This is a genomic window from Streptomyces sp. NPDC041968 (assembly GCF_055589025.1).
Genome location: NZ_JBVJCB010000006.1, coordinates 100,483 through 113,117 on the forward strand (window position 1 = coordinate 100,483; position 12,635 = coordinate 113,117).

Here is a 12,635-nt window from a genome sequence, read left to right on the forward strand (position 1 = left end):
TCGTCCTTCGTGTGGGCCGCAGGGGCACACCGCCGGACGGGTGCCGGCGGCGTGTTCACGGCCTCCTCCGCCGGGCGGCGGTCTTCTTGGCCCTTCTCGCCGACCCGGGCCCGGTCTCGGTCGCGGACCCGGAGTCCGCAGGCTCCGCGTCCAGGACCTGGGAGGCGAGCGTGAGCCAGGCCCGGGCGTCCGCGCCGTCGAGGCCGTCGGTCCACATCAGGGTGCCGTTGGGGCCACCGCCCTTGTCCCACGGCTCGATGCCGTTCCTCGCGTACCACTCCTTCTTGCGCTCCCACTTGCGCGCGTAGTCGGGGAGGTCGAGCATTCCGGCGTGTTCCCAGAAGACCGTGCGGCCGTCCTCGGCGGCGACGGTGAAGTCGGGGCGGACGACGCGGCCGTCGGCGCCCGTGAGCGGCTCCTCGTAGAGCCACCGCCCCGGTGCCAGGCGATCGAGGAGACCCGCGATGATGACCTCGTTCTTCGAGGCCATCGGCGTCCCACCGGCGGACACGTGCATCAGTTTGCGGTCGAACCGGCGGGTCTGGCCCCGTACTTCGAGGGCGAACGGCTGCGGTGCCTCGAAGAGGTCGGTCAGCCGGCGGGCGGTCTCGGAGTTGCTCGGGTGGGCGAAGGCGCGCAGGTCCGCCAGGGTGCCCTCGTGGAGGATGACGACTCTGTCCTTCTGCCGGGTCAGGGCCGTGTACAGAAGCTCCCGGGGCAGGTTGGCCCTGGCGGGCAGGACCAGGAACGTCGTGCCGAACTCGGAGCCCTGCGACTTGTGCACGGTGACGGCCCAGGCCAGCTCCAGTGGGGCGTCGTCCCTGTCCGACGGCTGGTAGCTGTATTCGTGGCCGGGCTGGGAGGAGAACTCCACACCGAGCTTGAGGGTGTGCTTCTTCCGTTTGGCGGGGGGCGTGGGCCAGGCGAGGGCGACGCCGATCTCCCCGTTGGCGACGTAGTCCATCGCGTTCTCGCGCGGCCACGCCTTCATGCGTTTGTTGGTCGTCTGCATGACCTTGTCGCCGCGCACGATCTCCTCGGGGCCGATCGGGAACGGGATGTTCGCACGCCGGTACCGTTTCGCCCACTCGGTGTCGCCGGCCCGGTACACGCGTTTGATGTGGCGGTTCAGCTCGACCGTTCCGAAGGCACGGGACCGGGTGGGCGAGAGGATCTGCCACGCCTCCGCGCGGATACCGGCGCCACGCTGCCAGTTGAGGTAGTCGCCGTTGACGCAGCCGCCGTAGGTGAGGGCGAACGCCCGCACGGGATCCTCCGCATCAGCGAGACCGAGGACCTGGCCGAGGGCGTCCGTGAGGGCCTGCACGGCGGTGCGCCCGCCCCAGGGTACGTACTGGAGCGTGGGAAGATCGGGGTTGGTCGCCAGTTCGTCCCAGATGACCTCGTCGCCGGCGCCCCGGGTGCCCCCGCCGAACCAGGCGGCGAGTTCGAGGTCGTGGCGGGTGCCGTGGCTGCCGTCCGGCAGCTGTCGCCGGGGCACCTGCAACTCGACGTATCCGGCGGCGACCCGCACCGCGGTCGGGAAGTCGTGGGGGCGCAGTTTGTCGACCAGGTCGACGAACGGCCGTCCGGCTCCGATCGGGGGCAGTTGGCGGGGGTCGCCCACCAAAATCAGCCGTGTGACGCCGGTGAAGGAGTCCAGCGTCGCGGCGAGCATGTCCTCCGTCAGCATGGACGCCTCGTCGATCACGACGAGGCCGTAGCCGCGCCGGGGCCGGCCGGCACCCCGTACCAGGTACCGGCCGCTCTCGGCGTCGTAGCGGCCGGAGGCGCTCAGGTGGGAGGCGAGGGTCTTCGCCGGTCGCCCGACCTTGGTCTCCAGCTGCACCTTCGCCTTGCCCGTGGGGGCGAGGAGCAGGACGTCCCCTGTGGCCACGCCGGGGTGGTCGACGAGGGCCCGCAGCAGTGTCGTCTTGCCGGTGCCGGCCGGGCCGACCAGGACGGACAGGCGTGCGTCGTGCAGGGCGCTGAGCCCCGCGGCCTTCTCCGTGCGGGCCCGCTCCTCCAGCTCGGCGGCATGCGGGGCGTCCCCGGAACCGCCCCGGTCACGGTCCCGGTCGCGGTCGAGTACGGCGTCGAGTACGGCGCGGGCGTCAGCGATCCCGCCCAGAGCGGGGCGTGCCTGCTGCGCCGCCACCCAGTCCCGGACGACGTTCGCCGTCTCCTCGAGCCGGTCCAGCTTGTAGGCGGGCGTGCCGTCGGCGAGGCGGACGGCGGTCAGCGGCGACCATTCCGGGCAGTCGACGACTCCGTCGTGGTCCAGGTCGAGTCCCGTGAGGAGGTCGCGGGTCAGGGCCGGCAGCCCGGTGGGTGCCATGAGCCGGATGTGCTCCAGGGCCTCACCGACGGGGAGCAGGGTGTCCCCCTGGTCGCACTGCCGCTCCAGCACCTCGGTGAGGAGGGCTTCGACCCGTCGGCGGTCCAGGGGGTCGTCGAGGCCCACCTCGTCCGGGACGGGCGGTCGCCACGTGACGTGCGGCGGGGGGAACACCGCGCGGTCGACGGTGGTGAACGGGACGTGGAGGGGTTGGCCGTACGTGCAGGTCGCGGCGTAGTACGGGTTCTGCAGAAGTTCCTCGGCGGTCATCTCCACCTCGGTGTCGCCGTCGAGCAGCATGCGCACCTGGTCCGGCCCGATGTCGAACCCGGACAGCAGGCGCAGCACTGCCTGACGCTCGGCCGGGATCCTGTTCCAGACCCGCGCCTGGATGGGGCCGACATGAGACCGCAGTGTCTGCGGGGCGCGCGCGGGATCGGCGAAGACGCCGCGCAGCAGGTCCCACGGGTCGGTGACCTCGCCCGCCTCCGTGAGCACCGCTCGTGCGGCTACGTGGGGCTGATGAACCCCGATGAGGGCGAGGACGCCGGGCAGGCCGGGGACCGGACCGCGCAGCTGCCAGAGCCGTTCGGTCTGCTCCGTGAGCCAGGTCGTGGCGGACTCGGGGACCTCGAGACCGAGTGCGCGCATGCCCTCGGCCGCCGACCGCAGCGAGGCGAGGGACTCGATGGCGGCGTCGTCGGAGAGGTGTTCCGTGACGTACGAGAACTCGACGTCACGGCCCTCGGGCGCCCAGGCCAGTGCCCCGTCGATGTCGGTGCCCCCGTCCAGGAGCGGCACGAGCTGCTGGTAGGGCAGCAGAACGCCCTCGGTCATGTCGGGGCGCAGGGAGTGCTGGACGATGGTCTCCCACATGGAGGAGTCGAACGGCGGCTTCCCGGCCTGGTTCCACAGCGGCGGCCGGGTCAGGCCCGTCACGTGTGCGGCGCCCACCAGGAGGCGGTCGGTGCGCTGCTCCTGGAGGGGGGAGTGCTTGAGGTAGACGAACACCAGGCTGTCGCGTGGTGCGACCGGTTCGAAGAAGGCCTTGATGACCGCCTGTTGGTTGCCACCGTCCATCACCCAGGCGGCGTGGGAGTTCAGGACCTGGTCGGTGTGGTCCTCGGCGAGCTGGTCGAAGGCCGGCACCCTGGCGTGACCGATCTCGTCGTTCAGGGAAGCGCGGTTCAGCCAGCGGAAGGGGATGGCCTCGAACGCGTGCCCGGGAACGCTGAGGGACGTGGGGAGCAGACTGCCGCGCAGCGCCTGGTTGTGGCTGTAGGGGTGCTCCTTGACGACGGTGTATCCGACGGGCGACATGAAGGTGGCCCGCTCGCTCAGGCAGGGCAGCCGGTCGTGGTCCAGGCTGCCGACGGGGGCGCCCGCGTGTTCCGCCTCGAACTCGTCGTCGCGGCCCTTGCCGATCGCCGCGAGCAGGGTGCAGGAGGAGTTGCCCTTCGGGTCGTCGCAGAGGAACTGGTCCCAGGGGCGGTCCCGCCACGGGATCCTCATCGACAGATGCTTCACGCTGCTCATACTGGTGTCCTGTCGGCCGGGATCGTACGGTTTCGGATGGCGGAGCTCTCCGCGGGCGGCCGTGCCGGATGGCCGCCGCGGGTCCGGTGCGCCGTCACGTGTCGCCCGTCCAGCCGGTTTGCCTGAGCGTCGGCATGAGGCGGGTGAGCACGTAGGCGATGACGGGTGTCTCCCGGTCCTCGTCCTGGAACACGATCGCGTGCTGGAACCGCTCGGTGTCCTGCGGGTCCGCCGGATCGAAGGACGGGCTGAGCGACACTCCGGAGTGGGCCACCAGCCGGCAAAGGAGCAGCGCCCCGCAGCCCTGCGCCAGTTGCGCCGTGGTCAGGGCGCGTTTCTGCTTCGGCCGCCCGGCCGGCTGGGGCAGGGAGAGGAAGGCCCTGATCCGTCGGCGCTCCCCGGACACCTCGGTGATACCGGCCCTGTGCCGGCCGTGCAGGTTGGCCGGTCCGGCCGGCATCTCCGGTGACAGCGCGCCCTGTTGCAGGACCACGTCCCGTTCGCCGCCGTCCCACCGCGTGTCGTGGATCGTGAGCCGTGGACGGCCGGCGGCCTCCAGATGCCATTCGGCGGCGAACCCCGCGTCCTGGGCGCCGGAGGTCGTGGCGCCCTGCTTGGGGACGTAGTCGCGGGCGTGTTTCAGGGTGAGAGTGGAACCGAGTGCGGTCAAAGTGCCTTCTCCCGTGCGGAACCGAGGACCTGGGGACATCGGGGGACCGGAGAACATCCCATGGCCGTGACACTCGGAGTCTGTGATGTCGCAGCGCCCTGGGCCTCCGCCATCGAGACAGAGCGGCCGGTGACCACATCTGTTCGTCCTCCATCGGATATAGCACCTGATGCGCGGAGTTGGCCGGGGAAGTGATGATCCCGTCGACGAAGCGTGACACAGCATCAGCCGACTCCCTCAGGAGCGGAGACATACGGGAAGCCTCCGGCCCTCGGCGCCGTGTGCGCAGGCTCGATGGAGAAAGCAGCGACCACACCAGAGGCGCGTCGAGTTCCCTCGCGCTGACGGTCGTGATGAGCGCGATCGGCGGCCGGATGGTGGCCGGCGGGTGGCCGCTCGGATCCCTCGGAAAGCCGGTCGTGGTGATCGTCGGCGTGGCAGTTCCGGGTCGCGGATCTGCTGGTCACCGGTGGTTGTGCGGCGTGCGCCAGTTGACGTGCTTGCCCTCGCTTCGCCTGAGGGGGTTTTCGTCAGCCCTGCCAGACCGCGCGGATGCGATCGGCCTGGTCCCTGCCCTGGCGTCGGCCTTCGCGGGCCGCGCCCGGGATGCGGGAGGCGTCCAGGGGGTTGCGGCCGAAGGCGCGGCGGGACGTTCGGTCGGGGGTGAGGAGGGTGGCTCGGGTGCCGTTCGCGGTGAGGGACGCGACCTGGCTCGCCGCGCTCGGGGTCGCTCCGGCGGCCTTGGGGACGGGGGCGAGGACGACGACCCGGGCGCAGTCGTCGACCAGGTCGGCGTTGGTGGTGGAGCGGACGCCGCCGTCCATCCAGCGGCCCTCGCCGATCGTGATCGGCGGGAACAGGGGCGGCAGCGCGCAGGTGGCCGACATGGCGTGCAGCAGGTCGACGCCGGAGTCGGCGGTGAAGGCGGTCGGTGCGCCGGTGAGGGCGTCGACCGCGAAGAGCCGTACGGTGCGCTCCGGCCAGTCGTCGACGGGCAGGTGCGGGGCGATGGCCGCGAGGACCGCGGACTCCGGTACGTCGCGCACCGAGAGCGCGAGTCGGCCCAGGCGCCCGACCACCGTGCGGGGGTCGCGCGAGCCGAGGGCGGCCCACAGGTACTTGGCCGTCATGAGCAGTGTGAAGTCCACGTCCATCATGGGCCGTTCGCGCTCCACCTGCTCCCTGTAGAGGTCGGCCGGGGCCGATCCCTTGGCCAGGTCGAGGGCGAGCAGGGAGCCGGCCGACGTGCCGGCCAGGACGTCGGCGTCACCGAGGTCCAGCCCGGCCTCGGCCAGCCCCGCCAGTACGCCGACCTGCCATGCGTACGCCGTCAGGCCGCCTCCGCCCAGCACCAGCGCCGTGTCTGCCATGTCCGCCCCTCCGACTCGCTCCCGGGACCCGAGGATCCGATAACGGGGACCACTCCCCGGCTCACCCGCCGGCGAGACGCTAGCAGGTAAGCGGGGAGTGGTCCACGTTTGAGGGCGAGGCGGTCGCGGGGCAGGTCACGCCAGGGACAGCACCGTCCTCACGACCTGGCGGAGCATCGACTCCGGGTCGGGGGCCGGGCCCGGGGAGCGCCATGCCACGAAGCCGTCGGGGCGGACCAGGACCGCGCCGCCGCGGGTGACCCCGTGGGCCCTCGCCCAGTCGGAGTCCTCGTCGTCGTCCGGGCTCAGGTCGGCCTCCCGGGTGCCGCCCACGCGGTACGACTTCAGCGGTACCCGCAGGTCGGACGCCAGGTGAGTCGCCGCCTCGTGCCAGCCGGTGGGCTGGGCCGCGTCGCTGAGCAGGACCAGGGAGTCCTCGTAGAGGTCCAGGGTGGAGACGCGGGCGTCGTCGTCACGGCGGCGGAGCCAGAGGTGCGGGGCGCGGCTGCCGGGGGCGCCGGTGAGGTCGAGGCCCTCCGGCACCACCGGGGTCGCCGGGTCGGCACCGACCACGGCACCCTGGGGGTAGCGGTAGCCGAGGGCGACGTTGAGGATGCCGCGCTGCGGGCCGCCACCGCCGCCCACGGAGCCGGCCGCACCTCCCGCGCCGGGGCCGGCGGCAGGGCGGCCGGCAGGGCCACCCGTACCCGTCGGAGCTCCGACCGGCGCCCCGACCCCCGCCATCGGCGGCGGTGCGAAGCCCGGGTGACTGTGTTCCACCGAGCGGGCCGCGGCGCGGGCGCTGGTGGCCTCCGCGACCGGGCGGCGCTCCGCGTCGTAGGTGTCCAGGAGGCCCTCGCCCGCCCATCCCTCCAGGACCGCGGCGAGCTTCCAGGCGAGGTTGTGGGCGTCCTGGATACCGGTGTTGGAGCCGAAGGCGCCGGTGGGGGACATCTCGTGGGCGGAGTCGCCGGCGAGGAGGACGCGGCCCGAGCGGTAGCTGCGGGCGACGCGCTGGGCGGCGTGCCAGGGGGCCTTGCCGGTGATCTCGACGTCGAGGTCCGGGTCGCCGACGGCGCGGCGGATGTGGGCGGCGCAGCGCTCGTCGGTGAAGTCCTCGACCGTTTCGCCCTGCTCGGGGTGCCAGGGGGCGTGGAAGACCCACTTCTCCCGGTTGTCCACGGGCAGCAGGGCGCCGTCGGCGTCCTCGCTCGTCAGGTAGCAGACGATGAAGCGGCGGTCGCCCACGACGTCGGCGAGGCGGCGGGAGCGGAAGGTGATGCTGACGTTGTGGAAGAGGTCGCCGGGGCCGCTCTGGCCGATGCCGAGCTGCTCGCGGATGGGACTGCGCGGGCCGTCGGCGGCCACCAGGTAGTCGGCGCGGATGGTGGTGTGCTCGCCGGTCTCCCGGCTCTTGACGACGGCGGTGACCCCGTCGGCGTCCGCGTCGAAGGACAGCAGCTCGGTGCCGAAGCGCAGGTCGCCGCCGAGGTTCGTGGCGTGGGTGAGGAGTTCGGGTTCCAGGTCGTTCTGGGAGCACAGGCACCAGGAGCTGGGGCTGAAGCGGGCCAGTCCGCCTCCCGCGTCGATCTTCCGGAACAGCCACTCGCCGGCGTCGCCGACCAGGGTGGGGGTCTGCAGGATGCCGTGGTTGTCGGCCAGGGTGGCGGCGGCCCGGCGGATGTCGGGTTCGGTGCCCGACACCCGGAAGAGTTCCATCGTGCGGACGTTGTTGCCGCGGCCCCGGGGGTGGATCGAGGTGCCCGCGTGGCGCTCCACCAGGGTGTGCGGGACACCGAGGCGGCCCAGGAACACCGAGGTCGACAGGCCCACCAGTGATCCGCCGACGATGAGGACCGGGACGCGGTGGACCCCGTCCTCGGGGGTGGTGGCGCCGGGCCGGTCGGCTCTTTGCTTCATGGTTCGTCCTCCGTTGTGACGGACGTCGTCCTCGGCATCTCGTCCTCGGGATGTCGGACCGTCGTCGCGTGACTCGCCCCGCGGCAGGTGTGAGCCGGGGCCTACATGCATGCCCCGCGGGGCTCGGCGAGGCCCGCGGCGGCTCAGGCTTCACCCGCTTGTCCCGCCTGGTTCGCGGTCCCCGCGGGCACGGCTCACGATCGTGCTTACTGCGACCGCCGCGCCCCGCCGACCACGGCGCGCGCCGCGACGATCGCGCCCCCAGTCCACGACGAAGTTCCCGGAGGAGAGGTGGGCCGGATGACGGTCTCTCCCGTCGTAGCGACGGATGCCGTGTCGGCGGATGCCCTGTCCATGGACGCCACCGCGGCGTCGCCCGCCGCGACCGCGGACGTGGGTGGCGTGTCGATATCCGCGTTCGACGGAGCCCGTGTGCGGGTCGTCCTGATGCTGGACGTCCACGACGGAATGCAGCAGGAGTTCCTGAACGCCTACGAGCACATCCGCGACCGGGTCGCCGCCGTCCCGGGACATGTCAGCGACCAGCTGTGCCAGTCCCTGGAGAACCCGACCCAGTGGCTCCTCACCAGCGAGTGGGAGAGCGCGGCCCCCTTCCTCGCCTGGGTGAACAGCGAGGAGCACCTGGACACGGTCGAGCCCTTGCAGGACTGCGTGCGCGACACCCGCTCCCTGCGCTACAGCGTCCTGCGGGAGACCGTCGGCGACCAGGCGCCGTCCGCGGCGGCCGGTGCGGCCCTGCGGTCCGCTCCCCGGATCGGGAGCAACGTCGTCCGGCACGCCCTGACCTTCACCGTGCGGCCGGGCAGCGAGGACGAGGTCGCCCGGCTGCTGTCCACGTACGAGTCGCCCGAGGCCCGGGTGGACGACTCCACCCGGCTGCTGCGCACCTCGCTGTTCCTGCACGGGAACCGGGTGGTGCGGGCCGTGGAGGTGCGGGGCGACCTGCAGGCCGCACTGCGTCACGTGGCCCGGCAGCCCGGGGTGCGGGCCGTGGAGCAGGCCCTCGACCCCCACCTGGAGCAGGACCGGGACCTGCGCGACCCGCAGTCCGCCCGGCGGTTCTTCACCCGGGCAGCCATGCCGGCCGTCCACCATGTGACGTCCGCCGACGGCGCGGGCGACACCGACGGAGCCGACGTCACCGGCGCGCACACGCGGCGGATCGCGCTGCTCTACCCCGTCCGCCCCGGTGCCGGTCCGGAGCTGGCCCGGCTGCTGGCCCGCCAGGACGCGTCCGCCGCGCACGCACCGGACAACCCGGTCCGCGCCGCCACCGTCTTCCACCGCGACGACCTCGTCGTACGCCTCGTCGACGTGGACGGCGACCCGGAGGAGGCCCCGGCGTTCGTCCTGGGCCTGCACGGGTGCGCCGACGCCTCCTCCGGCGGCTCGACCGCGGCCGGGCCCGCCGGGGTCGCCGTCGCCGAGCGGCTGCTGGACACCGCCGCCGCCGGTGTCGACGGCCTCCTGACGGAGGACCGCACGCTGTCCCTGCTGCTGGCACGGGCCCGTATGACGCCCCTGACCGACCGGCGCTCGTCCCCCTGAGGCCGTCCGCGACCCACGCGCCCCGCGCTTTCCCACCACGCGGGCGGACCGGGCCCGACGGCGCGCCCGACGGTCCGCGCCGCACTCCCGACCTTCCCATCGCTTCCCGTCTCCCCGGAGTGAACGACATGACAGACCAGCAGGTACGCATCGTCTCCCTCGGCGACATCGCCCCCAACCGCCGCCGCGGCGGAGACCTCCGCGCCCTTCTCACGCCCACCACCGCCGGGGCCACCAGCGGCTTCATGGGCGTGGCCATCGTGCAGCCGGGCGACCGCATCGCCGAGCACTACCACCCGTACTCAGAGGAGTTCGTGTACGTCACGGAGGGTGCGCTGGAGGTGGACCTGGACGGTGTGGCGCACACCCTGGCCACCGGGCAGGGGGTGCTGATCCCGCAGGACGTGCGGCACCGCTTCCGCAACGTGGGGGCCACCGAGGCGCGCCTCGTCTTCCACCTGGGGCCGCTGGCCCCGCGGCCGGAGCTCGGCCACGTGGACACCGAGGACGCGGCGGGCAACCCGCTCCGGCACGAGGGCCACGCGGGGTGTGCCGGGAACGAGCGTCCCGCCACCGCCGCCGAGGCGGTGTCATGAACCGGCGTCGGGTCGCCGTCACGGGCATAGGCGTCGTCGCCCCGGGCGGGATCGGCGTGCCCCAGTTCTGGGGCACGCTCTCCGAAGGCCGTACGGCGACGCGCCGCATCTCCCTCTTCGACCCGGCCGGTCTGCGGTCGCAGATCGCCGCCGAGTGCGACTTCGAACCGTCCGAGCACGGGCTGGACATCGCCACCGTCCAGCGGAGCGACCGGTACGTGCAGTTCGCGCTCGTCGCCGCCGCCGAGGCGGTGCGGGACGCGCACCTCGACATGGCGCGTGAGGACCCCTGGCGGGCCGGCGCCACGCTGGGCACGGCGGTCGGCGGCACGACCCGGCTGGAGCACGACTACGTCCTGGTCAGCGAGCGCGGCTCCCGCTGGGACGTGGACGAGCGACAGGCCGGGCCGGCCCTGGAGCGGGCCTTCACCCCGGCGACGCTGTCGTCGGCCGTGGCCGAGGAGTTCGGCGTGCACGGGCCGGTGCAGACCGTCTCCACGGGCTGCACGTCCGGCCTGGACGCCGTGGGGTACGCGTACCACGCCGTCGCCGAGGGACGGGTCGACGTGTGCCTGGCGGGCGCGGCGGACTCGCCGATATCGCCGATCACCATGGCCTGCTTCGACGCCATCAAGGCGACCTCGCCGAACAACGACGACCCCGCGCACGCCTCCCGGCCCTTCGACGCCGACCGCAACGGCTTCGTCATGGGCGAGGGCGCGGCCGTGCTCGTCCTGGAGGACCTGGAGCACGCCCGGGCCCGCGGGGCGCACGTGTACTGCGAGGTCTCGGGCTACGCGACCTTCGGCAACGCCTACCACATGACCGGGCTCACCAAGGAGGGCCTGGAGATGGCGCGGGCCATCGACACGGCGCTGGACATGGCCGAGCTGGACGGCTCCGCCATCGACTACGTCAACGCGCACGGCTCCGGTACCCAGCAGAACGACCGGCACGAGACCGCCGCCGTCAAGCGCTCGCTGGGAGAGCACGCCTACGCGACGCCGATGAGCTCGATCAAGTCCATGGTCGGTCACTCGCTCGGCGCGATCGGCTCGATCGAACTGGCCGCGTGCGTGCTGGCGATGCACCACCAGGTGGTGCCGCCCACGGCCAACTACACGACCCCCGACCCCGAGTGCGACCTGGACTACGTGCCGCGCGAGGCACGGGAGCGAACGCTGCGGCACGTGCTGTCGGTGGGCAGCGGCTTCGGTGGCTTCCAGTCCGCGGTCGTGCTCAGCGGCTGCGAAGGAGGGCTGCGATGAGCGGACCACGAGGGACCAGGCGCCACGACGACGCGGACAGCAGGCGTGCCGTCGTCACCGGGCTGGGCGTGGTGTCCCCGCACGGTGTCGGGGTCGAGGCCTTCTGGAAGGCGACCGCGGACGGCGCCAGCAGCCTGGGGCCCGTCACCCGGGAGGGCTGCGACCACCTGCCGCTGCGGGTCGCGGGCGAGGTACGGGGCTTCGACGCGGCCGAGACGGTCGAGGAGCGCTACCTCGTCCAGACCGACCGCTTCACCCACTTCGCCCTCTCGGCCGCCCAACTGGCGCTGGACGACGCCCGGTTCGGGCGGGCCGACATCGAGTCGCCGTACTCGGTCGGGGTGGTCACCGCCGCGGGTTCGGGCGGCGGCGAGTTCGGGCAGCGGGAGCTGCAGAACCTGTGGGGCCAGGGGTCACGGTACGTCGGCCCGTACCAGTCGATCGCCTGGTTCTACGCGGCCAGCACCGGACAGGTCTCCATCCGCAACGACTTCAAGGGACCCTGCGGTGTGGTGGCCGCCGACGAGGCGGGCGGCCTGGACGCCCTGGCCCACGCGGCCCTGGCCGTGCGGGGCGGCACCGACACGGTGATCTGCGGCGCGACGGAGGCGCCGTTGGCGCCGTACTCGATCGTGTGCCAGCTGGGCTACCCCGAGCTGAGCCGGGCCACCGAACCGGACCGCGCCTACCGTCCGTTCACGAGCGCGGCCTGCGGGTTCGCGCCGGCGGAGGGCGGTGCCGTGCTCGTGGTGGAGGGGGCGGCGGCGGCCCACGAGCGCGGCGCGGAGGTACGGGCGACGGTGGCCGGACACGCGGCCACCTTCACCGGTGCCTCCCGTTGGGCCGAGTCCCGGGAAGGGCTGACGCGGGCGATCGAGGGGGCGCTGGCCGAGGCCGGCTGCCGGCCCGAGGAGGTCGACGTGGTGTTCGCGGACGCCCTCGGCGTCCCGGAGGCCGACCGGGCCGAGGCCCAGGCCCTGGCCGACGCGCTGGGTCCGCACGCGCGGCGCGTGCCGGTCACGGCGCCCAAGACCGGGACCGGGCGGGCGTACTGCGCGGCACCGGTGCTGGACGTGGCGACCGCGGTGCTCGCCATGGAACACGGGCTGATCCCGCCCACCCCGCACGTCCTCGACGTCTGTCACGACCTGGACGTGGTGGCCGGCCGGGCCCGCCCCGCCGAGCCTCGCACGGCCCTGATCCTCAGCCGCGGACTCATGGGATCGAACGCGGCGCTCGTCCTGCGGCAGGGCGACGTGCCGTCCACGGACCGGTGACCGGCGGCCGGACGGTCGTGGGGCCTGGCGGCCGGTGCCGGACGCCCTGTGAACGGTGACCGTGGCCGTGGCCCATGACCGGCGAGGACCG

The 12,635-nt window shown here is 73.1% G+C and carries 8 protein-coding genes; 4 read left to right on the forward strand and 4 right to left on the reverse strand.

Going from position 1 to position 12,635, the window contains the following annotated elements:
* Window positions 1–55: 55 nt before the first annotated feature.
* The 4 genes from ACZ6EG_RS16410 to ACZ6EG_RS16425 all read right to left on the reverse strand — a co-directional run bounded on the left by ACZ6EG_RS16410 (window position 56) and on the right by ACZ6EG_RS16425 (window position 7,834).
* Complete coding sequence (locus ACZ6EG_RS16410; protein WP_469605117.1) at window positions 56–3,874, reverse strand: AAA family ATPase; 3,819 nt, start codon at window positions 3,872–3,874, stop codon at window positions 56–58.
* A 94-nt stretch (window positions 3,875–3,968) separates the two neighbouring features.
* Entirely contained in the window at window positions 3,969–4,544 is a 576-nt protein-coding gene (locus ACZ6EG_RS16415; protein WP_469605120.1) for a hypothetical protein, read from the reverse strand.
* A 530-nt stretch (window positions 4,545–5,074) separates the two neighbouring features.
* Complete coding sequence (locus tag ACZ6EG_RS16420; RefSeq protein WP_469605123.1) at window positions 5,075–5,914, reverse strand: patatin-like phospholipase family protein; 840 nt, start codon at window positions 5,912–5,914, stop codon at window positions 5,075–5,077.
* Window positions 5,915–6,049: 135 nt separating this feature from the next.
* The gene (locus tag ACZ6EG_RS16425) at window positions 6,050–7,834 is read right to left on the reverse strand and encodes an FAD-dependent oxidoreductase (RefSeq protein WP_469605126.1); all 1,785 of its coding nucleotides are present in this window, start codon (window positions 7,832–7,834) and stop codon (window positions 6,050–6,052) included.
* 300 nt (window positions 7,835–8,134) lie between these two features.
* On the opposite strand from ACZ6EG_RS16425, the gene ACZ6EG_RS16430 reads away from it, so the two are divergent.
* The 4 genes from ACZ6EG_RS16430 (at window position 8,135) to ACZ6EG_RS16445 (ending at window position 12,544) form a co-directional block, all read left to right on the forward strand.
* The gene (locus ACZ6EG_RS16430; protein ID WP_469605129.1) at window positions 8,135–9,403 is read left to right on the forward strand and encodes a SchA/CurD-like domain-containing protein; all 1,269 of its coding nucleotides are present in this window, start codon (window positions 8,135–8,137) and stop codon (window positions 9,401–9,403) included.
* Between the two features lie 128 nt (window positions 9,404–9,531).
* Window positions 9,532–9,999: a cupin domain-containing protein gene (locus tag ACZ6EG_RS16435; RefSeq protein WP_391969563.1), complete on the forward strand. Its 468-nt coding sequence runs from the start codon at window positions 9,532–9,534 to the stop codon at window positions 9,997–9,999.
* Complete coding sequence (locus ACZ6EG_RS16440) at window positions 9,996–11,267, forward strand: beta-ketoacyl-[acyl-carrier-protein] synthase family protein (RefSeq protein ID WP_391969564.1); 1,272 nt, start codon at window positions 9,996–9,998, stop codon at window positions 11,265–11,267. The genes ACZ6EG_RS16435 and ACZ6EG_RS16440 overlap by 4 nt, the downstream gene beginning before the upstream one ends.
* Complete coding sequence (locus ACZ6EG_RS16445; RefSeq protein ID WP_469605133.1) at window positions 11,264–12,544, forward strand: ketosynthase chain-length factor; 1,281 nt, start codon at window positions 11,264–11,266, stop codon at window positions 12,542–12,544. Before ACZ6EG_RS16440 ends, ACZ6EG_RS16445 begins: the two co-directional genes overlap by 4 nt.
* The last annotated feature ends 91 nt before the right edge of the window (window positions 12,545–12,635 follow it).

Excerpts from the sequence above, each read along its gene's own strand:
- ACZ6EG_RS16410 (WP_469605117.1), bottom strand. The coding sequence starts at position 3,874 with ATGAGCAGCGTGAAGCATCTGTCGATGAGGATCCCGTGGCGGGACCGC.
- ACZ6EG_RS16420 (WP_469605123.1), bottom strand. The coding sequence starts at position 5,914 with ATGGCAGACACGGCGCTGGTGCTGGGCGGAGGCGGCCTGACGGCGTAC.
- ACZ6EG_RS16425 (WP_469605126.1), bottom strand. The coding sequence starts at position 7,834 with ATGAAGCAAAGAGCCGACCGGCCCGGCGCCACCACCCCCGAGGACGGG.
- ACZ6EG_RS16430 (WP_469605129.1), top strand. The coding sequence starts at position 8,135 with ATGACGGTCTCTCCCGTCGTAGCGACGGATGCCGTGTCGGCGGATGCC.
- ACZ6EG_RS16435 (WP_391969563.1), top strand. The coding sequence starts at position 9,532 with ATGACAGACCAGCAGGTACGCATCGTCTCCCTCGGCGACATCGCCCCC.
- ACZ6EG_RS16440 (WP_391969564.1), top strand. The coding sequence starts at position 9,996 with ATGAACCGGCGTCGGGTCGCCGTCACGGGCATAGGCGTCGTCGCCCCG.
- ACZ6EG_RS16445 (WP_469605133.1), top strand. The coding sequence starts at position 11,264 with ATGAGCGGACCACGAGGGACCAGGCGCCACGACGACGCGGACAGCAGG.